The organism is Chitinophaga silvatica, from assembly GCF_003419895.1.
In the GTDB taxonomy this organism is placed as follows: Bacteria; Bacteroidota; Bacteroidia; order Chitinophagales; family Chitinophagaceae; genus Chitinophaga; species Chitinophaga silvatica.
In genome coordinates, this window is the sequence record NZ_QPMM01000015.1 from 82,376 (window position 1) to 105,652 (window position 23,277).

At 40.9% G+C, this 23,277-nt stretch carries 20 protein-coding genes; 12 read left to right on the top strand and 8 right to left on the bottom strand.

The annotated features are described in order from the left end of the window. The first annotated feature begins 3 nt into the window (after positions 1–3). A complete protein-coding gene (locus tag DVR12_RS24795) occupies positions 4–1,092 on the top strand; it encodes an efflux RND transporter periplasmic adaptor subunit (protein WP_158563366.1) in 1,089 nt (362 codons plus the stop codon). 51 nt (positions 1,093–1,143) lie between these two features. Then, positions 1,144–1,341: a hypothetical protein gene (locus DVR12_RS24800; RefSeq protein ID WP_147323537.1), complete on the top strand. Its 198-nt coding sequence runs from the start codon at positions 1,144–1,146 to the stop codon at positions 1,339–1,341. A 383-nt stretch (positions 1,342–1,724) separates the two neighbouring features. Here the strand turns inward: DVR12_RS24800 and DVR12_RS24805 are convergent, their stop codons facing one another. The 3 genes from DVR12_RS24805 to DVR12_RS24815 are packed head-to-tail and all read right to left on the bottom strand — an operon-like array spanning position 1,725 to position 3,329. After that, positions 1,725–2,369, bottom strand: a complete 645-nt coding sequence (locus DVR12_RS24805) for a MarC family protein (RefSeq protein WP_116978506.1) — start codon at positions 2,367–2,369, stop codon at positions 1,725–1,727. A 33-nt stretch (positions 2,370–2,402) separates the two neighbouring features. Then, positions 2,403–3,017 (bottom strand): trimeric intracellular cation channel family protein, encoded by a 615-nt coding sequence (locus tag DVR12_RS24810; RefSeq protein ID WP_116978507.1) that lies wholly within the window; start codon positions 3,015–3,017, stop codon positions 2,403–2,405. 54 nt (positions 3,018–3,071) lie between these two features. Further along, on the bottom strand, positions 3,072–3,329 hold the full coding sequence (locus DVR12_RS24815; protein WP_116978508.1) for a hypothetical protein: 258 nt from the start codon (positions 3,327–3,329) through the stop codon (positions 3,072–3,074). Positions 3,330–3,556: 227 nt separating this feature from the next. Between DVR12_RS24815 and DVR12_RS24820 the strand changes: the two genes are divergently transcribed. Next, entirely contained in the window at positions 3,557–5,722 is a 2,166-nt protein-coding gene (locus DVR12_RS24820) for a S9 family peptidase (protein ID WP_116978509.1), read from the top strand. A 41-nt stretch (positions 5,723–5,763) separates the two neighbouring features. Continuing rightward, complete coding sequence (locus DVR12_RS24825) at positions 5,764–6,156, top strand: hypothetical protein (RefSeq protein WP_116978510.1); 393 nt, start codon at positions 5,764–5,766, stop codon at positions 6,154–6,156. A gap of 112 nt (positions 6,157–6,268) precedes the next feature. Here DVR12_RS24825 and DVR12_RS24830 read toward each other — a convergent pair whose 3' ends face one another. The 3 genes from DVR12_RS24830 to DVR12_RS24840 all read right to left on the bottom strand — a co-directional run bounded on the left by DVR12_RS24830 (position 6,269) and on the right by DVR12_RS24840 (position 8,500). After that, positions 6,269–6,913 (bottom strand): VIT1/CCC1 transporter family protein, encoded by a 645-nt coding sequence (locus tag DVR12_RS24830; RefSeq protein WP_116978511.1) that lies wholly within the window; start codon positions 6,911–6,913, stop codon positions 6,269–6,271. Between the two features lie 15 nt (positions 6,914–6,928). Further along, a complete protein-coding gene (gene rocD, locus DVR12_RS24835) occupies positions 6,929–8,167 on the bottom strand; it encodes an ornithine--oxo-acid transaminase (protein WP_116978512.1) in 1,239 nt (412 codons plus the stop codon). A gap of 75 nt (positions 8,168–8,242) precedes the next feature. Next, the gene (locus tag DVR12_RS24840) at positions 8,243–8,500 is read right to left on the bottom strand and encodes an acyl-CoA-binding protein (RefSeq protein WP_116978513.1); all 258 of its coding nucleotides are present in this window, start codon (positions 8,498–8,500) and stop codon (positions 8,243–8,245) included. 223 nt (positions 8,501–8,723) lie between these two features. Between DVR12_RS24840 and lepA the strand changes: the two genes are divergently transcribed. The 3 genes from lepA to DVR12_RS24855 all read left to right on the top strand — a co-directional run bounded on the left by lepA (position 8,724) and on the right by DVR12_RS24855 (position 13,742). Next, positions 8,724–10,517 (top strand): translation elongation factor 4, encoded by a 1,794-nt coding sequence (gene lepA, locus DVR12_RS24845; protein WP_116978514.1) that lies wholly within the window; start codon positions 8,724–8,726, stop codon positions 10,515–10,517. A gap of 95 nt (positions 10,518–10,612) precedes the next feature. Beyond that, a complete protein-coding gene (locus DVR12_RS24850) occupies positions 10,613–11,152 on the top strand; it encodes a thioredoxin family protein (RefSeq protein WP_116978515.1) in 540 nt (179 codons plus the stop codon). A 169-nt stretch (positions 11,153–11,321) separates the two neighbouring features. Beyond that, positions 11,322–13,742, top strand: a complete 2,421-nt coding sequence (locus tag DVR12_RS24855) for an AsmA family protein (RefSeq protein ID WP_116978516.1) — start codon at positions 11,322–11,324, stop codon at positions 13,740–13,742. Positions 13,743–13,789: 47 nt separating this feature from the next. Here DVR12_RS24855 and DVR12_RS24860 read toward each other — a convergent pair whose 3' ends face one another. Beyond that, positions 13,790–15,091 (bottom strand): O-acetylhomoserine aminocarboxypropyltransferase/cysteine synthase family protein, encoded by a 1,302-nt coding sequence (locus DVR12_RS24860; protein ID WP_116978517.1) that lies wholly within the window; start codon positions 15,089–15,091, stop codon positions 13,790–13,792. Between the two features lie 150 nt (positions 15,092–15,241). On the opposite strand from DVR12_RS24860, the gene DVR12_RS24865 reads away from it, so the two are divergent. Genes DVR12_RS24865 through DVR12_RS24885 form a run of 5 tightly spaced genes read left to right on the top strand, consistent with a single transcriptional unit; the run spans position 15,242 to position 22,012 of the window. Next, positions 15,242–16,609, top strand: coding sequence for a 3' terminal RNA ribose 2'-O-methyltransferase Hen1 (locus DVR12_RS24865; protein ID WP_116978518.1), 1,368 nt, complete (start codon positions 15,242–15,244; stop codon positions 16,607–16,609). 6 nt (positions 16,610–16,615) lie between these two features. Beyond that, a complete protein-coding gene (locus DVR12_RS24870; protein WP_116978519.1) occupies positions 16,616–17,374 on the top strand; it encodes a nucleotidyltransferase domain-containing protein in 759 nt (252 codons plus the stop codon). After that, entirely contained in the window at positions 17,371–18,435 is a 1,065-nt protein-coding gene (locus DVR12_RS24875) for a DNA polymerase beta superfamily protein (RefSeq protein ID WP_116978520.1), read from the top strand. The genes DVR12_RS24870 and DVR12_RS24875 overlap by 4 nt, the downstream gene beginning before the upstream one ends. After that, positions 18,428–21,031 (top strand): polynucleotide kinase-phosphatase, encoded by a 2,604-nt coding sequence (locus tag DVR12_RS24880; RefSeq protein WP_116978521.1) that lies wholly within the window; start codon positions 18,428–18,430, stop codon positions 21,029–21,031. Before DVR12_RS24875 ends, DVR12_RS24880 begins: the two co-directional genes overlap by 8 nt. A 27-nt stretch (positions 21,032–21,058) precedes the next feature. After that, the gene (locus tag DVR12_RS24885; protein ID WP_116978522.1) at positions 21,059–22,012 is read left to right on the top strand and encodes an NADP-dependent oxidoreductase; all 954 of its coding nucleotides are present in this window, start codon (positions 21,059–21,061) and stop codon (positions 22,010–22,012) included. A gap of 59 nt (positions 22,013–22,071) precedes the next feature. On the opposite strand, the gene manA is transcribed toward DVR12_RS24885, so the two are convergent. Next, on the bottom strand, positions 22,072–23,277 hold the full coding sequence (manA, locus tag DVR12_RS24890; RefSeq protein WP_116978523.1) for a mannose-6-phosphate isomerase, class I: 1,206 nt from the start codon (positions 23,275–23,277) through the stop codon (positions 22,072–22,074).

The window sequence follows — 23,277 nt, forward strand, 5'->3', positions numbered from 1 at the left end:
AAAATGAAGTCTATAAACTATATAATAAACATTACACTGGTTACTATTGGTATTGCTGCTTGTAATTCTGTAGCATCAACAGAAAAGAAAAGAAAGAAAGATGCAGTAAATAATTACAAACTGGCAACAGTGGTACAACGGCCGCTTGGAGGAAGTATACGCCTTCCGGGATCCTTGGCAGCCTATCAGAAAGTAAGCATTTACCCGAGGATCAATGGATTTGTGCAGCGAATAATGGTAGACAGGGGTTCTAAGGTCAGAAAGGGGGAGGTATTGCTGGTACTGGAAGCACCGGAAGTTACCCAGCAATATTATGCGGCCCAATCGAAATTCATTCAGGCTGCTGCCATGTTTGCTTCCAGTAAGGATAATTTTGAAAGAACCCTGGCTACCAGTGAAACACCTGGAACTATTTCTCCGCATGACCTGGCTCTTTCAAAAGCTAAAATGTTGGCAGATAGCGCTTTAATGAATAGCGAGCAGGCCAATTTCAAGGCTCAGGAGGTAAACTTGTCATATCTTACCGTTACAGCGCCATTTGATGGGGTAATAACAGAAAGAAACATCCACCCGGGAGCATTGGTAGGACCGGATACGAAAGTGGACGATAAACCAATGCTGCTGCTGGAGCAGGAAGATAAGTTGCGCCTGGTTTTACAGGTTCCTGAAATGTATAGCGCGCAGCTGGCTGATAAATCTACGATATCCTTTGAGGTGAATGCCATCAGGGGCCAGACTTTCCAGGGAGTAATATCGAGGCAGGCCGGAACATTAAATGACAAGTATCGTTCTGAAGCTGTGGAAATAGATGTACAGAATGCGAACCGCCTACTTAAGGCCGGAATGTATACGGAAGTACTACTTCCTTTAAAAGGGTCGGCACAGGCCTTATTAGTGCCTTCCAATGCCGTAGTTACTTCCACTGAAAAGAAGTATGTAATTGTGGTCAGAGATCATTATACCAAATGGGTAGATGTAGAGGAGGGGAACCATCATGACGATTCTACCGAAGTGTTTGGGCAACTGCATGTAAATGATCAGGTAGTATTATCGGCAACAGATGAGATAAAGGAAGGAGTTAGAGTTCAGTAGTTGTTGGCCTGGGTTCCGGCAGTGTTTTTGATGCAGTTCTCAGAAAGTAGTATGACAAAAAGGAAGTTTTCACAGGAAGAAATTCGCAAACAGGAAACTACTAAGCGTAGCAATCAATCTCTCAAGCCAGCAAAGAATGGTGGCAAGGAAACTCGAAATGATGATGGAAATAATGTGCAGGAGGGATATGATGAACAGCAGTATACTTCTAAAGAAATCAGAAATGCAAAACGGAGCACCGGCAAATAAAAAAATTGCCGTCCCGAAGATTCGGGACGGCTTTTCTGCTAACTGTTCCGTCTATATTGATTTCTTTATGTTCCGATTAAAAAAAGAGAACAAATAACATCCACCTAGTAATCAATAACGGATTTACCTGTTGTTCAACTAAAAAAATCTTTTGTATAGGCAATAATTTTTCCGTCACGTATTACGTGTTAATATTTAGTTTTTAAATGTTAACAGGATTAGATTTTTGGATTGTTGTCTGTCGCTCTAGACAACATAGTGGATTAGCACTATGTAATGGGTGGCAATCCAGGTTATGATCTGATGATCGTGTCTTTCTTTTAAAGTTTTCTATTTTAAACTTATTAACACGAATTAATTTCAAATTGTTCTGAAAAAAAAGCCTAAAAATTTAAAAGTTCCCTGACTCCAAGCGCAAATAGTTGAACACCAATTACAGCCAGAATTAGCCCCATCATTTTTGTTATTACCATCATTACATTGGAGCCGATTACTTTTACGATTCTTTGTCCACCAATGAAAAGGAGGTAGGTACCGTAGCAAATTATTGCATAAACAGCGATTACAATTCCCATATGTATCAGGTCCTTAGCTGCCGAATAGCTCATGGCTGTCGCAATAGTACCTGGCCCAGCTAACAATGGCATTGCCAGTGGGGTCACTGCGACACTGATTCCCTGGTCGGCTTTTATAGGTTGTGTACCTAATTTGGGGTTCTCAGACTTATTCGTATTTCCCTGAACCATTTCATAGCCGACTACAAACACCAGGATACCGCCGGTTACCCTTAAGGCTGCGAGTGTAATACCGAACACATGGAAGATTAGTTTGCCAGCCACACTAAATATGGAGATAATACAAAAGGCTATTAAAACCGATTTGGTGGCAATGTTTCGTTTTCCCTTCAGGTCCATATTGGAAGTTAACTCAAGGAAAACAGGGATAGCCGAAATGGGGTTTACAATAGCCAACAAACCCATAAAAACAGTGGTGGCAAATGCAAAATAGTTATCGAATAAAGCCTTCATATTACCAATTTAATTAAAAAACTGATATAAACGCTATCCTCTTAATCTCGGGAATTGCCAGTTGTAGTGCAGACTTACCAACCTGATTGCCACTATAACGGCAATGGATATACTTTGAACAACATCTGAGGATATTCCGGTATAATGCCCTGCCAGTACGTATATTGTACCTCCTGCAATGGAGGCAGCCGCATAAATTTCACGGGTAAAGAGTATGGGTTGTTCTCCGCAAATCACATCCCGTAACAATCCTCCAAATGCACCGGTAATTACTCCTAAAGCAATACAAATAGGAATAGGAAGTCCTACAGCTACACCTTTGTTAATTCCTGTTATAGTAAATAAGGCTAACCCTATTGCATCAAATATATTCAGGAGCCGCGTCAGCTTTTTCACATACGAAAAGAATAGTGCAGCAATTATTGCTGCTGCTATAATTGCTGTATTACTAAGCTCATTGGTCATCCAGGCTACTGGTGTTGCGCCAATCAGAAGATCTCTGATAGTACCACCACCAATAGCTGTGATGAACGACAATGATAATAATCCAATAATATCGTATGATTTGTTGATCGCCGCTGTTGCGCCAGAAACAGCAAATGCAAATGTGCCAATTAACTCCAGTGTCTGAACAAAGGTGAGTTGCATCCTCCTTACTTATTTTTGACTAAGGTAAGGATACTTTATATTACAGTGAGCTATTTAATAATCGTATGCCGATTCGCCACGTAAGGTGCGCTCTATCTGGTTCTGTAAATCATGGCTAAATCCTTCTACTTCAATTTTTGGATGGTGATCCAGGTAAATATAAAATCGACCTGCTTCCTGCATCACACGATCATAAATGTCTTCCAATAAGGCACATAGTAATATACGAGTGGTTTCCGCTATCTGGGCTAATGAGCTGTCGTCGAATTGTTTGTACTCGCGGTTCTTATAAGATAAGGTAATCTGTATCATAAAAAATGGTTTTCCTTAGGACTCTAATGTGTAACCAATTGGTTATCACCTTTTAAATTGGTATTTCAAGCATAAAAATAGAAAAAAAGAATTTGTTTTATTCAAACTAAAGGGTGATTTTATTCGTTGATAAAAAAAATATTACAGGCACTTTAACAGTACCAAAATAGAATTGTTCATTTTTTTCTTTAATAATTTGGCTACCATTGCAAATTATTTGCAATCTCATGATAAAGAAACTTACCCTATTAATAGTATGCCTGATCTGGCATTGTTATCTACTCCAGGCACAACCCGGAAAAAGCACCCAATGGAGTGCTAACGGACAAGGATATTATAAGGCAGATAAATCGGGTATAGTGCTCGTTCCCTTTGATGGTAAAGGATCTCAGGTCAAAGTGCCTGCCAGCACCTATCATGATATGCCCCTGAAAGATTTTAGCTTTTCCGCTGATGAAAAAAGGGTTTTATTGTATACCAATTCCAAAAAAGTATGGCGTTATGAAACACGTGGCGACTACTGGATTTTGGATCTTTCTACCGGGAAATTGCAACAATTGGGCAGTGATAAACCAGTTTCCTCTTTAATGTTTGCAAAAATTTCTCCCGACGGCACCAAAGCCGCTTTTGTTAGTGAACATAACATTTTTGTGCAAGACCTCTCAACCGGGGTAACCACACCTCTTACAACTGATGGCACCAGAAGAATGATTAATGGAACTTTTGATTGGGCTTATGAAGAAGAATTTGGATGCCGGGATGGATTCCGCTGGAGCCCCGACAGCAAAAGTATCGCCTACTGGCAAATTGATGCTACCAAAATTCGCGATTTCCTCTTAATCAATAATACAGATTCAATCTACTCATTTACTATCCCTATCGAATATCCAAAAGCCGGGCAAAGCCCTTCTGCTTGTCGTATAGGCGTTGTAGATATTAATAGTGCTAAAACAACCTGGATGCAGGTGCCAGGGGATCAGCAACAACACTATATACCACGCATGGAATGGGTTCCATCAACAAATACCCTCATCATCCAACAACTAAACAGAAAACAAAATGAGAGCAAAATAATGTTGTGTGATGCCGCAACTGGCAATACCAGACCATTATACCAGGAAAGTGATAAAGCATGGATTGATGTGAAATCGAGATGGGATGATGATAACATTGCCGGCTGGGATTTTATCAATCATGGTAAATCCTTTATCTGGGTTAGTGAACAAGACGGATGGCGCCATTTATACAATGTAAATATTGCCGATGGAAAGGCATCCATCATAACCTCCGGAAACTATGATGTAATTAATATCAGAAAAATTGATGAAGCCAATAAATGTATCTATTATCTGGCCTCTCCTGAAAATTCTACTCAACAATATTTGTATAAAATTGCATTGGCCGGAGGCAAAACTGTCAGGCTTACACCAGCATCCGAACCAGGTACCCACGACTATAAAATTTCTCCAAATAGCTCCTGGGCTATCCACGATTTTAGTAATGCCAATACTTATCCGGTTTCAGAAATCATACAACTTCCATCTCATAAAAGCACAGGAAACCAGGTAGCAACTGCTTTGGCAAACAATGACAACAATGCCAATAAACCAAAGTTTTTCAGTGTTACAACTGTCGATGGGGTAAAAATGGATGGTTGGATGAGTTTACCTGCCAACTTCTCTCCAAATAAGAAATATCCTGTTGTATTTTACGTATACGGCGAACCTGCAGGGGCTACCTCACTAGATGCAATCGGAGCCGGTAGAAACTTCCTGTATGATGGAGATATGGCTTCCGATGGGTATATCTATATTTCAATGGATAACAGAGGTACTCCTTTACCTAAAGGCAGGGAATGGAGAAAATCGATCTATCAGAAAGTCGGACTAATCAATGCCCGTGATCAGGCAATGGCTACCAAAGCATTGCTGGAGCAATATCCATATATGGATCCGGAACGTATTGCTGTTTGGGGATGGAGTGGTGGTGGCTCTATGACGCTTAACCTGTTATTCCAATATCCGGATATTTATAAAACAGGTATCGCAATTGCCGCTGTAGGAAATCAACTGACCTACGACAATATTTATCAGGAACGCTATATGGGATTGCCTGAAGAAAATCGTGAAGATTTTATTAAAGGATCGCCAATTACCTATGCAAAGAACCTTAACGGAAATTTGCTCTATATCCATGGAACAGGAGATGATAATGTTCATTACCAGAATGCAGAAATGTTGCTGAACGAGTTAATCAGGTACAATAAACAATTCCAGTTTATGGCTTACCCTAACCGTACCCACAGCATCAGCGAAGGCCAGGGTACTTTTGAGCATTTATCAACTTTATATACTAATTATTTAAAGAGTCATTGTGAACCGGGAGGGAAGTAATAGTTATTGTTGTACTTTCGCATTCCAAAATGAATATTAAGATGTCTAGAACGGCTATAATTGGAATACTGGCAGCAGTCCTGGTAATAGTATGCGCTTTTTTGCCCTGGTCTACGATTGAGACCCGACAATTGGTTTTTACCGGATTAAACGGAAAAGGCTCCAATTACGGAGAACCCGGTAAAATGAACATATTCCTATCAGTTGCAGCTATATGCCTGTTTCTTCTTAGAAATCGCTGGTTGGCAATTGCTAACCTGTTCATTTCAGGATTTCTGGCTGCATGGACGTTTAGAAATTTATTACTCTATTCCCGTTGCGAAATAGGTCAGTGTCCAACTGCCGGAATTGCGTTGTATGTTTCATTTATAGCAGCATTGGTTGTATTTGGTTGTGTGCTGTTTACAAAAATGCCGTCAACTCCTAAACGCTAAAACTTTATTCAGATAAAATCAAAAGGTGCCTCTGCAATGTAGAGGCACCTTTTGATTTTACGGAGTTTTATTTTGTCTTCTGCCCCCTGTTGGATAGAGGGGTCGGGAGAAGTTATAAAATCGTTTTATGAAGGATCCAAACACAGATCAGAATACCTGCACCCATCAACCAATAGCGAAGCAGAATTGGTAAGGGGCGTTGGGCAGTTACCTTAGCTTTGATAAAACTAAAGATCGTTAGTCCAAGGAACACCAATAAGGTACTGGTTTGAGAAGCTGCATTAAAGTTTTCATTTGAGAGATAAGGGCCAAACGATAATGCTCCGCCAATCAGGTAGAAGAAGCTGGTAAGGATAGCGCTTTTAATGGCCTGGGCTTTACTAAAATGAGCTTCATGTACCTGTTCTTTCTCCAGAATCATATCCCAGTTTTCAGCATCCTTTTTCATTTCAGATTCGATTTGTGAAATCGTTTGCTGATTTATATCGAGGTGTTGCAGTTTTTTTCTTTCCTGATCGGATAGTAAAGCACTATCATGCTGCGAATCCCCTTTATTAGCCTGATAGGCGCTGAATAAAACGAGGATGGCACCTATTCCCCAAATACCTAAATGAATATTATAAAAGGTTTGTACATCGAGGGGAAACAACTGAATTACCTGGGTGGCAAAGAATAATAAAAAAAGTCCGTCTGGAAACCCGATCAGCAGATCAGTTTTCCAGCCGGAACTACGAATAGCTTTATGTGATGCTGTCATACAAAGATTAAACAACTAGCTGAAAGCCTGTTCAAGGCTCTTTTTTATGATCTGTACACAATCATTGATTTGTGCAGCAGTAATATTAAGGGGTGGGGCAAAGCGGATTTTATCTCCATGCGTTGGTTTTGCCAGCAGGCCATTTTCCTTCAGGGTGAGGCAAAGGTCCCAGGCCGCTTCGGGATCAGAATGTTTGATAACGATGGCGTTTAACAGTCCTTTTCCGCGCACGATAGAGATAAACGGAGATTGTAGTTGCGAGATACCATCTCTTAACAACTGCCCCATTGCTTCTGCGTTTTCGGCCATTTTTTCGTCTTTCAGTACTTCCAGGGAAGCAATAGCTACTTTACAGGCCAGAGGATTTCCTCCGTAGGTAGAACCGTGTTCACCGGGTTTTATGGTGAGCATGATTTCATCATCAGCAAGAACTGCACTGATGGGCAAGGTACCACCGCTGAGCGCTTTACCGAGGATCAGAATATCAGGTCTTACATTTTCATGGTCACAGGCAAGCATTTTACCGGTTCTTGCCAATCCGGTCTGAATTTCATCAGCAATAAATAGTACGTTGGCATCGCGGCAATACTGTGCTGCTTTGGCCAGATAACCTTCATCAGGAACAACAACACCAGCTTCTCCCTGAATTGGTTCAACGAGGAAGCCTGCCACATTTTTATCTTGCAACGCCTGTTCGAGGGCCGTCAGATTATTGTAGGGAATGATTTCGTATCCTTCCATGTAAGGTCCGAAATTCTGGCGGGCAACGGGGTCTGTACTAAATGAAATTACATTTAAAGTTCGCCCGTGGAAGTTATTGGAGCAAACGATGATCTTAGCTTTGTTTTCCGGAATCCCTTTTACAAGATATGCCCAGTGGCGACAAAGTTTTAACGCTGTTTCCACGGCTTCAACGCCGGTATTCATCGGTAATACTTTATCGTACCCAAAATAATGGGTGATATAGTGGGCATATTCGCCCAATAAATTATTATAGAATGCTCTGGAAGTAAGAGTAAGTTTTTGCGCCTGTTCTACAAGGGTAGCTATGATGCGCGGGTGGCAATGCCCCTGGTTAACTGCCGAATATCCGGATAAAAAGTCGTAATACCTTTTGCCGTCAACATCCCACAAAAAAACGCCTTCGCCTTTCTCTAAAACTACTGGTAAGGGATGGTAGTTGTGTGCCCCGAATTGTTCTTCCAGCTCAAGATAATGCCGTGATTTCTCGCTTATTGTAATTGAAGGTATCATACCTCAAAAATACAAATTTAGCAACAGATGGATATAGGAAATTTAAGATTTGCCTATTATCCATCTGTTAATAATTTATCCTTTCAATCTTTTAACGAGATCTATATATTCCTGCATGGCAGTTTCTTTGGATTTCCCTTTCAGTGCTTCCCATGCCTCATATTTTGCCTTTGCAACAAAATCGAACGGATTCGAAGGTGGATCTGTATCTACATCGCCTGTGCTGCCTTGTTTATAGAGCGAATAAAGTTGCAGTAATATTTCGTTGGAAGGCTTTTCGGAAAGTGTTTTACTGTCTGCTACTGCCTGTTCAAATTCTTTAACAAGTTCCATGGGTTCAGATTTTATCGTTTTATTAGGAATCGGTATCCCTATAAAGTTGAGGATTATCTATTAATATATCAAAAAAAGCTTCTTTCATCGCTTCATCTCCCTAAAAATCAAACTTTAAAACATATTCAACAAACGCTTTAACTATGAACTAATTTCAATACCTTTGCGGGCTGAATGGAGCATAACGGAATGCCTATGCCCCTAAGGATCAGTAAAACATCATATGAAGAATATTCGCAATTTTTGTATCATTGCCCATATTGACCATGGTAAGAGTACCTTGGCAGACCGTTTATTGGAATTTACTAAAACAATATCAGACCGCGATATGCAGGCCCAGGTATTGGACGATATGGATCTTGAAAGGGAGAAAGGTATCACTATCAAGAGCCATGCAATCCAAATGGATTATACTGCAAAGAACGGCGAAAAATATACTTTCAACCTGATCGATACTCCCGGCCACGTAGATTTTTCCTACGAAGTTTCCCGTGCACTGGCAGCCTGCGAAGGTGCGCTCTTATTAGTAGACGCCGCTCAGGGTATCCAGGCTCAAACTATCTCCAACCTTTACCTCGCTTTAGAAAACGATCTCGAAATCATCCCGGTTATCAATAAAATTGATATGCCCGGAGCCATGATCGAAGAAGTGAAAGATCAGATCATCGATCTGATTGGTGTAAAAGACGAAGAAATCTTATTGGCATCTGGTAAGGCAGGTATCGGAATTGAAGAAATTCTCGAAGCAATTGTTACACGTATCCCTGCCCCTAAAGGTAGCAACGATGCTCCACTGCAGGCACTTATCTTTGATAGCGTATTCAATTCTTTCCGTGGAATTATTGCTTATTTCCGTGTTTTCAATGGTACTATCAAGAAAGGAGATAAAATCCGCTTTGTAAATACTGGTGAAGAATACGAAGCTGATGAAGTGGGTATCCTTAAATTAGGTCTGGAACCTAAAAAAGAAGTGAAGACAGGCGACGTAGGTTATATTATTACCGGTATTAAAAGTGCTAAAGAAGTAAAAGTAGGGGATACCATTACCCTGGCTAATAATCCTACCACTGAAAGTATTGTTGGTTTCCAGGAAGTGAAACCAATGGTATTTGCGGGTATATTCCCTGTTGTAACCGAAGATTTTGAAGAGCTTCGCGAATGCATGGATAAATTGCAGCTGAACGATGCTTCTCTGACATATGAGCTGGAAACATCCCAGGCCCTTGGTTTCGGTTTCCGTTGCGGATTCCTCGGAATGCTGCACATGGAAATCATTCAGGAACGTCTGGAAAGGGAGTTTAACCAAACGGTAATCACTACCGTTCCGAACGTAGGATTTATTGCACATACCACCAGGGAAGGTGTAATAAATGTAAATAACCCGAGCGAAATGCCGGACCCTACAAAGCTCGAAAGAATTGAAGAACCGTTCATTCGCGCACAGATCATCACCAAACCTGAATATATCGGTAATATCATGACCCTTTGTTTGGGTAAACGTGGTATTCTGTTGAATCAGAGCTATCTGACTACCACCCGTGTGGAGCTGATCTTTGAATTGCCATTGACTGAGATCGTATTCGATTTCTATGATAAACTGAAGAGCCAGACCAGAGGTTATGCTTCCTTCGATTATTCACCAATCGGATTCAGAGACAGTGATATCGTGAAAATGGATATTCTGCTGAATGGAGATAAAGTGGATGCACTGAGTGCCCTGATCCACCGTAGCAGAGCTCAGGACTTTGGTCGTAAGCTGTGTGAGAAACTGAAAGACCTGTTGCCTCGTCAGCAGTTCCTGATTGCCATCCAGGCAGCTATCGGAGCTAAAATCGTAGCACGTGAAAATATCAGTGCGATGCGTAAAGACGTTACCGCCAAATGTTATGGTGGTGATATCTCCCGTAAACGTAAACTCCTCGAAAAACAGAAAGAAGGTAAAAAACGTATGCGCCAGATCGGAAACGTAGAAGTACCACAGGAAGCATTCCTGGCCGTACTGAAACTCGACGATTAGGTTATTATACCTTTTAATATAACTAGCTGTCTCTATCTCATAGAGGCAGCTTTTTTAATTTTATTCAGCTACCTTAGCAAGTAAATTGATCGTGTATGCGGCTACGTAATTGGATTGTCATTTTCAGTTTAATACTTTGTTCAACCGTCTCCCTGGCGCAACAAAAACTCCCCACTGCAAAAAATATCGTTGCAGAAGCTAAAACTGCAGCTACAAAAAATAATAAGAAAATTTTTATCATTTTTCATGCTTCCTGGTGTGGCTGGTGCCATAAATTGGATACTGTTATGAATGATGCAAGCTGTAAAAACCTGTTTAATTCCCAATTTGAAATCCGACATATTGATGTAATGGAACACGGAGAAAAAGCCGTACTGGAGAACCCCGGCGGACGTGAATTAATGGCTCAATATGCCGCAGGCCAGGGTATCCCATTCTGGATAGTATTAGACAAAAAAGGAAACTTGTTGGCCGATAGCAGAATGCCCGCAGCCGACGGTAAAAAGGTAAATGTAGGATGCCCAAGTACACCAGAGGAAATAGATTATTTCATTAGTGTTTTACAGAAAACTACCTCTTTGTTGCCCCGGGAACTAACAATTATAAAAGATAGATTCTCTCTGAAAAAATCATAACTATGTGTATAGACTTCTCCATATTGAGGCAGAAGTTGTACCGATGTATCTATACATATTAGCATATTCACCTATTAACCACAATATTAATTTGTGGCATGGGAATGGTTTTTATGGAACGGTGAACTGTTTAACAGATTAACTGTTATACGATTTAAACTGTTTCCGTATGCGAAAATGGCTCAAGATATCTTTGATTACCCTTGCTTCTTTAATCCTGCTATTGGTATTATTATCGTTGGGCCTTACCTGGTATATTCATGCTAACAAAGCAAGATTTTTACAGCAAATTACAGATAAAGTCAACGATCATATCAATGGTACGCTTACTGTAGGCGACATGGAGTCGTCGGTTCTCAAAAATTTCCCCAATGTAGCTATTGGGCTGCAACACGTGGAAATCAAGGATAGTTTATGGGCAATGCATAAACACAGTATTGTAAATGTCGACTATCTTTTCGTACGTGTAAATCCGTTATCTCTGTTGGGTAAGCATATGGATATTAATGAAATTACCCTGCAGGACGGAACGATATACCTGTTCACCGATTCTCTGGGTTATTCAAATTCAGATGCCCTGAAATCGACAACAGAATCTCCCAAAAAGCAAAAGTCGAAAGATGCTGATATAAAGAAACTGACTTTTCAGCATATAGATTTCATTATCGATAATCAGCAGAAACATAAGCTATTTAATCTGGCAATAAGTCAACTTACCGGTAAGATCAACGTGATAGACAGCATTATTCATTTTACTATGAAATCTGAAATGCTGGCTAAAGATTTTGCCTTTAATAGCAATAAGGGAAGTTATTTGAAGAACAAGACCCTGGAGCTGAACCTTTCCGTAAAATTCAACAAGCATACAAAGGTACTGGAAGTGCCGCAACAGATAATAAGGATTGATAAAAAGCCTGTGAAAATTGCGGGTACTTTCAATTTCAGCGAAAAGCCCCCGCCATTTACCTTACGTGTGAATGTGGAGCAGGTATTGCTGAAGGAAGCCGCATCCTGGCTTTCTCCCAATATTTCTACAAAGCTGAATACTATCACACTCACCAAACCATTGGATGCTGAAGCCGTATTGGTTGGACATATGAAATACCTGGATACTCCTCATGTAGTTGTTACCTGGAAAACAAAAGCAAATGAACTGGTTACTAATTTAGGTATCTGGGATAAGTGTAATTTTGAAGGTAGATTTAATAATGAAGTTTTACCAGGAAATGGGCATACAGATGAAAATTCTGCCGTTTCTATTTTCGGTTTACGTGCCGATCTTGAAGGAATACCCCTTGCAGCTGATACAATCAGAGTGGTAAATCTGAAACAACCCTTGCTGCATGGACATTTCAAATCCAGGTTTTCAATGGCTAATCTGAATGATTCGACCTCCGGCAGTCCAATTTACTTTAAATCGGGAAATGCGGATGCCGATCTGTACTACACCGGACCGTTAATGAAAAACGATAATACTCCCTCTTCGCTGCAAGGAAAGGTGGCCATACAAAATGCCGATTTCACTTATCTGCCGCGTAGTTTGTCTTTCCACCATGCTAATGCAACTCTTGTATTTACTGGCCAGGATTTGTTATTACAGAATATAAGTGTGCAGACAGAAAAAAGCACTTTAAAGATGAGCGGTGTAGTTAAGAATCTGTTGAATCTCTATTTCACTACTCCGGATAAGATTGATATTAGCTGGATTATTCAAAGTCCGCTGGTTGACCTGAATGAATTCACAAGTTTTCTGGCTCCCAGAAAAGAGGTTACAGTTACGAGGAAACTGCAGAAAGCCAGAGCAAGCAGGGTTTCGAAGCAACTGGATGTTGTATTGGCGGCAAGTAATGTGAGTATGCAGATAATGCTGGATAAAGTAAAGTACCGCAGGTTTGAAGCACAGCAGGTAAAAGCAGGAGTAGACCTAACTAAAACGGATATACTGTTAAAACAAATTTCTCTACTGCATGCCGGGGGGAATGTACAGATGTCCGGAAACCTGCATCAGCAGGGTAACGACAACCTCTTTAAAGTAAACTCAACTATTAAGAATGTGAACATTAGCCAGTTCTTTTATGCATTCGACAACTTTGGATTAACCTCACTTACCTCTAAAAATCTGCGTGGTAGGGTTTCTGCTAAAGTAAATCTAACGGGAAATGTACTGGATGATGGTTCACTTGCTAAGCATTCATTATTTGGTAGTCTGAATTTTGACTTAAAAGATGGGGCGTTGCTGGATTTTGGCCCGGTAGCTGATATTGGGAATTTCTTCTTTAGGAGAAGGCGTTTGGATAGCATTACATTTGAGAATCTGAATAGTACCTTCCAGGTAGAGGGAAATAAGATTATTATTCCGCCGATGCGAATTGCGTCAAGTGCCGTAAATATTGATCTGCAGGGAGTTTACGGGCTGGATGGAGGAACTGATATTAAGATGGATGTACCTTTAAGAAATCCGGCTAAAGACTCAGCAATTACAGATAAGGAGGAAAAAAGAAGACGTAGCCGCAAAGGTATTATCCTTCATTTTCATGCAGTGTCGGAGAAAGATGGGAAAGTGAAAATGCGACTTGGAAGAGGAGATTAATTAAAAGGATTTCCCGCAGACAACGGGAAATCCTTTCAACATAAAAATTATAGAGCAGCAAAAGCCTGTTCAAAATCTGCTTTAATATCACTAATGTGCTCAATACCTAAAGACACACGCAATAAACCTGGTTCCACACCTGCTTTCTTTTGTTCTTCTTCACTTAACTGCTGATGCGTTGTGGTTGCAGGATGAATGATCAGTGTTTTAGCATCCCCAACGTTAGCCAGGTGATATACTAACTTCAACGACTGAACGAGTTTATCTGCCGCTTCTTTTCCGCCTTTAATCTTAAAGCTCAATACACCACCAAATCCATTGCGGAGGTATTTTTTAGCAAGTTCATGGTATTTATTACCTGGTAAGCCAGGGTAGTTAACCGACGCAACCTGTGGTTGCTGTTCAAGCCATTGTGCTAATGCAATTGCATTATCTACAGTTCTCTGAACTCTCAAAGAAAGAGTTTCCAGACCCTGAATAAACAGAAATGCATTTTGAGGAGCAAGAGCAGGACCCCAGCTACGTAAGCCGGCAACACGTGCACGGATAATGTAGGCAATATTGCCGAATGGGCTGTGAGAACCGAAAACTTCCCAGAATTTCATTCCGTGATAAGCGTCATCTGGCTCGCTGAACTGTTGGAATTTCCCATTACCCCAGTTGTAATTACCACCGTCGATAATTATACCACCGATGCTGGTACCATGTCCGCCAATCCACTTGGTTGCAGCTTCTACAACTACATTGGCCCCGTGTTCAATTGGTCTGAAAAGGTAGCCGGCAGCTCCGAATGTATTATCTACTACCAGCGGAATATCGTATTTACGGGCAATAGCGCTGATTTTCTCAAAGTCAGGAATTGCAAAGCCCGGGTTGCCAATAGTTTCAACATAGATAGCCTTTGTATTGGCATCTATCTGCTTTTCAAAGCTCTCAGGATTATCAAGATCTGCAAACCTCGCATCTACGCCTATACGTTTAAAGCTAACTTTAAATTGATTGTAAGTTCCTCCGTATAAGTAGGATGAGGTAACAAAATTATCTCCTGGTAACAGAATATTGTGTAATGCAATAAACTGTGCTGCCTGTCCGGAAGCTACAGCCAATGCACCTACACCGCCTTCTAATGCAGCCACTCTTTTTTCAAATACATCGGTAGTCGGATTCATAATCCGGGTATAGATGTTTCCGAACTGTTTCAGTTGAAACAGATCTGCAGCATGTTCAGCACTGTCAAAAGTATAAGAAGTGGTCTGATAAATAGGTACTGCTGCTGAATGGGTAGTAGGATCGGGCTGGTAACCAGCGTGAACCTGCAATGTGTCGAAATGTAATGGACTCTGTGACATAACCAGGGAATTTTAAAAAATGTAATAACAATCAGTCCACAAATATAGTAGACTAATTTGGATATCAAAATTTTATTAGAAATGAATTGTTAATAAAAGAATAATTATATATTTGCAACCTTGAATTTTTTTTTGAAGATTTGTTAACCAATGTTACTTACTATTAAATCTACACGGTATCCCGCTACCGATCTCGGATATTTATTGCATAAGCATCCCGCAAAAGTTCAGTCAGTTGCTCTTTCAGCCGGAACCGCTCATATTTATTATCCTGAAGCTACAGAAAACGCATGTACAGCGGCACTATTACTGGATATAGATCCCGTTGGCCTGGTTCGCTCCAAAGGGTCCAATAGTTTTAGCCTGGATCAATATGTCAATGATCGCCCTTATGTAAGTGCATCATTTATGAGCCTTGCTATTGCTCAGGCTTATTCTTCTGCTATGAACGGCAGATGTAAGGACAAACCTGAGCTGGTAGATGTACCATTGCCATTGGAAGTGCAACTAACTTCACTCCCGGTTAAAGGAGGAGAGGCATTGCTACGCCAGTTGTTTGAACCCCTGGGATATGAGGTAACAGCAAAAACTGCTTTACTGGATGAAACATTCCCGGAATGGGGGGTAAGCAGATATTTTAATGTTACCCTGCGAAATACTATTTGTTTGAAGTACCTGCTCCGTCAGCTCTACGTGCTTATTCCGGTGTGCGACAATAATAAACACTATTTCGTGGATAACCATGAAATGGAAAAGTTATTGGAAAAGGGAACCGGCTGGCTGGAAGAACATCCGCTTAAAGAGCTGATCACCCGTCGTTATCTTAAGAATATCGGCCCCTTAACCAACGAGGCACTTGAACGGTTATTAAAAGAAGAAAAAGCAGTTGAACCTGAGGCTGCATCCATAGACAAGAAAAGATTGCATGATATCAGGTTAGAAGCCGTAAGAGATCTGCTGTTAACGACTGATGCTTCTACTGTTATAGATCTTGGGTGCGGAGAAGGTAAGCTGCTGCGTTTACTTAAAGAGTATAAAAGTTTCCAAAAATTAACGGGTATGGATGTAAGTTTTATGAGCTTACAACTGGCATCAAAGAAACTGAAGCTCGATCAGTTAAATTCAACCGCTAAGGAAAGAATTACCCTTCTCCATGGTTCTCTAACGTACATGGATCAACGTTTAAAAGGCTATGATGCTGCCGTACTGGTGGAAGTTATTGAACATTTGGACGAGCCCAGACTGGTAGATTTGGAGAGAACTGTTTTTCAGTTTGCCCGCCCTCAGCATGTCATTATTACTACGGTGAATGCTGAGTATAACGCCAATTATGGAAACCTGCAATACGGTAATTTCAGACATTCTGACCATCGGTTCGAATGGACCCGCGCAGAATTCGAAACATGGGGTAACCGGGTGGCCGAACAATTCAGATATTCCGTATCTTATCAACCAATTGGTGAAGTAGATGAGAATTTAGGAGGGCCAAGTCAGCTGGCTATTTTTAAACGTAACTGATCAATCATGCACTCAAGAATATTAGAGCAACTTGCTGCATTGGAAGAAACTAATGCTGTTAAAATACTATTTGCCTGTGAATCCGGAAGCCGGGGATGGGGTTTTGCATCTACCGACAGCGATTTTGATGTTAGATTTGTATACGCCCGACCAGCTTCTACCTATCTGAGTATTAAAGAATACAGGGATGTGATTGAATTACCTGTAGATGAAGTACTGGACATCAATGGCTGGGATATTAAGAAAGCCCTTAAGTTATTTTATAAATCAAATGCTCCTTTTTATGAATGGTTACAGTCGCCAATTCTTTATAAAGAGACAACTGATTTAAGGCAAACGCTGCTTAGTTTAATGGATCATTATTATTCTCCACGTGCAGCCTGTCATCATTATTTATCGATGGCTCATAATACCTGGACAAATGATCTGCAAGGGGAACAAGTGAAGCTGAAAAAGTATTTTTATGTGCTGCGTCCTTTGCTGGCTTGTGATTGGATTGCCATGGGAAAAGGAGTTGCGCCAATGGAGTTTAAGGATTTAAGGACTACCATAGAAGATAATAAAGTGCAGAAAGCAATCGACGAATTGTTGATAGTAAAAATGAAGGCAGATGAAAAATCTGTCTGGCATGCAGATCCAAGACTAATGGATTGGATAGGAGAAAAAATTAGCACACTACGGGCTCAATCAGCGGAGTTTCAGGACAGGCCCCCTATAGCAATTGATAGTCTGGATGCTGTGCTTCAGAAATATGTAAACGTATGACTTTAGAATATTTACAACAGAACAGGTCTTTACTGCTGCTCGAATGTATAAGTGGCAGTAAAGCCTATAATCTGGAATTACCAACTTCAGATACAGATCTGAAAGGTGTGTTTGTTTTGCCCCGTAAAACGCTATATGGAATGACTTATACAGCCCAGGTAGCCAATGAAAAAAACGATGAGATTTATTATGAAGTGAAGCGGTTTCTTGAATTATTAGAGAAAAATAACCCCAATATTCTTGAGCTTCTTAGTACCCCCCAACATTGTATCCGATTCAGGCACCCATTGATGAACTTGATAAAACCTTCAGATTTCCTCTCAAAACTCTGTCAGGATACTTTTGCGGGCTATGCATCAGCTCAGATTAAAAAGGCACGGGGCTTGAATAAAAAAATTAATCAATCGTTTCCTGAGAAGCGAAAAAACATAATTGAGTTTTGCTATGTAGTAGATGGATTACAAACAAAACCTTTAGTTACCTGGTTGGAAAGTAAAGGGTACGAACAGTCGGATTGCGGTTTAGCCAGATTAGACCATTTTAGAGATCTTTATGCTTTGTTTCATAATAGTCAGTTTCCTGATGTCTCATTTAAAGGAATATATTCGGGAGATGAAGCTAATGATGTACAACTGAGTAGTATTCCAAAGGGGATTATCCCCCTTGTTATTCTTGAATTTAATAAGGATGCATATTCGGTTTACTGTAAGGACTTTGCATCTTACCATGAGTGGGTTGCTAAAAGAAATGAGGCGAGGTACGCACATAACAAACAATTAGGAGCAGACTACGATAGCAAACATATGATGCATACATACAGGTTACTAACTATGGCCGAAGAAATAGCATTGTATAAGGAAGTCAGAGTTTGGAGAGATGATCGGGATTTTCTTTTGAGAATAAGGAACGGAGAATTTAGTTATGAACAATTATTAGAAATGGTAGAAGAAAAAATGACGAATATGACAAGGTTGTATGCAGAATCGGATCTACCTGCCAGCCCCGACCCAACATTGACAGAACAAATTTTAGTCAGAATCAGAGAAGAGTTTTATGTCTAGACGAAATAGTAAATTAGCACATATATCAATACCAGAACTATCCCTGGTTTTATTAATCGGACCATCCGGTTCCGGAAAATCCACGTTTGCCCGCAAGTTCTTTAAGCCAACTGAAATAGTTTCAACAGATACCTGCAGGGCTTTGGTAAGTGATGATGAAAACAATCAAAATGCTTCAGCAGATGCCTTTGAATTGGCCCGTTTCCTGGTTGCCAAGCGATTGAAAAGAGGATTACTCACAGTAGTAGATGCAACTAATGTACAACCTGAATCACGCCAGGATTGGATTAGACTGGCAAGAGAATATCATGTACTCCCGGTTGCAATGATTTTAAATGTATCGGCCAATGTTTGTAACATTAGAAATGAACAGCGTAAAGACAGGAGACTAGGTGGGCACGTTGTGCCAAACCAGATCAGCCAGCTGAAGAAAGGATTGCGGGGATTGCGCGAAGAAGGGTTCAGGCAAATATTTGAATGGCAATCACCGGAAGATATTTCAGCGGTTGAAACTATTACCAGAAATCCATTATACAACAATAAGAAAGACGAACATGGACCCTTCGATATTATTGGAGACGTTCATGGTTGTTATGATGAACTATGCACCTTATTAACCACCCTGGGTTATGAAATTGATAAAGAGAATGCCACTCTTATTGCTGCTCCACTAGGTTTGGGAAGTGATGGAAATACCCGTTACCGTAAGCCTGTGTTAGTGGGCGACCTGGTAGACCGTGGACCAGCTTCACCTCAAGTTTTATCCCTTGTCATGAATATGGTGAGTAATGGCCAGGCCTTATGTGTGCCTGGTAACCATGATGCTAAATTACTTCGATACCTGAATGGGAAGAATGTAAAATTGAGGCATGGTTTGGAGAAAACGGTTGAACAACTGGCAGATGCCACTCCAGAGTATCTTGAATCTGTGAAGCGTTTCATAGATGGACTCGTGAGTCATTATATTCTTGATAATGGGAAACTGGTTGTAGCGCATGCCGGACTAAAAGAAAGTATGCAGGGCCGGGCCTCAGGCGCGGTTAAAGAGTTTTGTTTGTTTGGAGAAACCACCGGAGAGATCGACGAATTCGGACTGCCGGTCAGATATAACTGGGCAATTGAGTATAGTGGAAAAGCAGCTGTAGTGTATGGTCATACCCCGGTACCTACAGCGCAATGGCTGAATAATACCATCGATATAGATACTGGTTGTGTATTTGGAGGCGCATTAACTGCTTTACGATATCCTGAAAGAACGCTGTATTCTGTTCCTGCCAAAGAGCAGTATGCCGTTCCTGCACGCCCAATTGGTTATAATCATGCAAGCGCTGTAAGTGCCAATCAACAGGTTGAACAGGTAATTGATGTTGGTGCATTGCTGGGCAGACAAATACTAACTACAAGGTTTAGTCATAGCATTACAATCCGGGAGGAAAATAGCATTGCTGCGCTGGAAGCAATGAGCCGTTTTGCCATTGATCCGCGTTGGCTGATTTACTTGCCACCAACTATGTCTCCGACCGAATCGAGCAATGAGCCTGGCTATCTTGAGCATCCGGTAGAAGGACTAAGGTACTTCAGAGAGGCTGGTATTAAAGAGGTTATTTGTGAAGAAAAGCATATGGGCTCCAGAGCTGTGGTAATAGTATGTAAAGATGCAGAAGCCGCTACTAAAAGCTTTGGTGTTGTAAACCAGGGCATCGGTGTGGTATATACGCGCACTGGCAGGAGCTTCTTCACCGATAAGAAAATGGAAGAGGCATTTATTGAAAGAGTAAATGTGGCATTAATTAAAACCGGCTTCTACGAAAAGTTTAATACAGACTGGGTATGCCTGGATGCAGAGCTTATGCCATGGAGCGCCAAGGCGCAATCGCTGCTCGAACAACAGTATGCGGCAGTAGGTGCAGCTGCTACACAGGCTATGCCGGAAGTAATAGCTTCACTTGAAATGGCTGTTAATAACAACGTGCCAGCAGAAGCGCTGTTGGAAAAATATCGTCGCCGGGCTCAGCAAACAAAAGATTATGTAAAAGCATATCAACAATATTGCTGGCCGGTGAATTCATTAGACGATTATAAACTGGCTCCATTTCATATTTTGGCAACTGAAGGGAAAACATATATCGATAAGCCACATGAATGGCATATGAAAGAGATAGCCGAAATATGTGCGGGCGATGAACAATTGTTGCATCTTACTCCTTATCGTTTGGTGAAAGTAGGTGATGTGGAAAGTGAGCAGCAAGCAATTTCCATGTGGTTAGACCTGACAGAAAAAGGTGGAGAAGGAATGGTAATGAAACCAGCTAATTACCTGACCACCGACGAAAAAGGGTTGATTCAGCCAGCAATCAAGATCCGGGGAAAAGAATACCTGAGAATTATATACGGACCGGAATATGACGCGGAAGAGAACCTGGAAAGACTTCGTCAACGCAAGCTTTCAGGGAAAAGGTCTTTAGCCCTCAGAGAATTTGCACTTGGACTAGAATCGCTGGAACGATTTGTTGCCAAAGAATCATTACAACAGGTACATCAATGTGTATTTGGTATCTTAGCGCTGGAAAGTGAACCTGTGGACCCAAGATTGTAAACATCCGTTCATTAAAAAATAGAAATTATGAAAGCCGTAGCTGTATCGAAATTTAAGGAGATCCCAACATTAATGGACCTTCCAATTCCTACTGTCAGACCTCACGCTGTGCTTATTAAAGTATTTGCTGCAGGTATGAATCCGTTCGACTGGAAGCTGACAGATGGAATTATGGATGATGGAAAAATGAAGCATCAGTTTCCGTTAATCATGGGAGTAGATGGTGCCGGCGTGGTGGAAGAAGTTGGAGAAGGGGTAACCCATTTTAAAAAAGGAGATAAAGTGTTCGGCCAATTTATACATTCTCCTATTGGAGAAGGCTCGTATGCGGAGTTTGCTATCGTACCTGAAAAAGCATCAATTACTCATGCTCCTTCCAATATTTCTGCAGCTGAAGCTGCGGCAGTTCCCACCGCTGGTATGACAGCTCAACAACTCTTGGAAACAGCCGGACTAAAGAAAGGAGATGTTTTATTAATTAATGGTGCAACAGGGGGAGTAGGATCTTTTGCTACTGAGCTGGCATCGGCACAAGGAATAAAAGTTATTGCCACAGTATCTGATGAAGCTAATGCCGAAAGAATGAAGCGATTGGGTGCTGAGGTGATTATCAATTATAAGGAAAAACCATTGGCAGAAACTGTAAAATCATTGTTTCCTCAAGGAATTGATGGTATACTGGATATGGTAAGTAATGCCAATGATTTTTCAGCAAATCTTGCTCTTCTTAAAAAGGGTGGAGTTGCACTCACTACCACATTTGTGGCTGATGATGCTGCAATCAAAGATAAAGGCTTCAGAGGTGGAAATTTTGAAACTCAAGGTAGTGCTGCCTCTTTGGATGCTTTGAAGAAGATGATTGAAGCGGGTAAACTCACTATTCCTGTTGAAAACAGAATTACCCTGGCAGAGGTACCTGAAGCTATTGCACTGAGCAGACAAGCAAAAGGCAGAGGTAAAACAGTAATAATAATCGCATAAAAGAAAGAGGATGTATCTGTTGTTAGCAGGTACATCCTCTTTCTTTTTAAGTATTTTTCCTATAAACCAGCAGTTGCTTTAAAGAGCAATGCTTCAGTAGAAGAAGTGATCTCGTAGTTTGCCTGATATTCAGTAAACACAGATTGTCCTTTATGTAAATCTATAGATGTTTCTTCATTGCTAACCTTAGCATCTCCCGACATCAGGATAATAATCTCACCAGATTTAGCCTGATGCTTATAAGTCTGACCCGCTTTCAATTCGATTTTACTTACTTCAAAATCAGGTGCAGGCGTTGGGTAGATACGTTCCAGTCCATCTGCGCTTAAGTTTCCTTCAATTATTTTAGGAACAACGGCTTCAAAGCGCGTATGCTTTAATAATTCAGGAACATCAACATGCTTAGGAGTTAATCCTCCTCTGAGTACATTATCTGAATTAGCCATCAATTCTACGTTCTGGCCTTCCAGATAGGCATGCGGCATACCTGCATCCTGGAACACAGCACCACCCGGAGCTACCTTCATAATATTGAAGAAGTAGATAGAGAAAATACCTCTGTCTAACTTGGTGTTGCTTTGCGGATCGTTTACTACAGCACGGGCAGCCCAGAAAGCTGGAGTTGTTTTCTGTAAATTGTTTGCATTGTAGTCAGGAACCAGTCTGTTGGCAAGCGGTCGAAGAATGGTTTCTACGTCTGCTTGTGGCATTTCCATTACATGCTTGTATAAACCAAAGTATCCGCTATTTTGGAAGATGGATATTAAAGATGCAAATTCAGGAGTAGCTTTTAAAATATCGAGTAATTTATCTTCAGACAGGAATCCATGCAATAAATAAAACTCGCTTAAGGCAACCATAATTTCAGGTTTATGGTTATCGTCTTTATAGTTGCGGTTTGGTGCATTTAATGGAATACCTTCAGCATTTTCTCTTGCAAATCCTTTTTCAGCTTCGATTTTAGTTGGGTGAACCTGAATGGAGAGCATATCTTTTACATCCAGAATTTTAAAGAGAAAAGGTAGTTCCTTAAATTTTTCCCAAACAGACGGGCCAACAGCAGCTACAGGAGCATCCTGAATCAGTTTATTCAATTGAGTGGTTCCATCAGCCAATGTAATAGTGGAAGGTGCGCTGGGATGCGCGCCCATCCAGTATTCAGCACTTGGCTGATCAGTAACTGGTAGTCCTAATAATTCCGGGATATATTTAAATCCTCCCCATGCATAATGTTGGACTTTACCTTCTAGTCTAAATAATTTCAT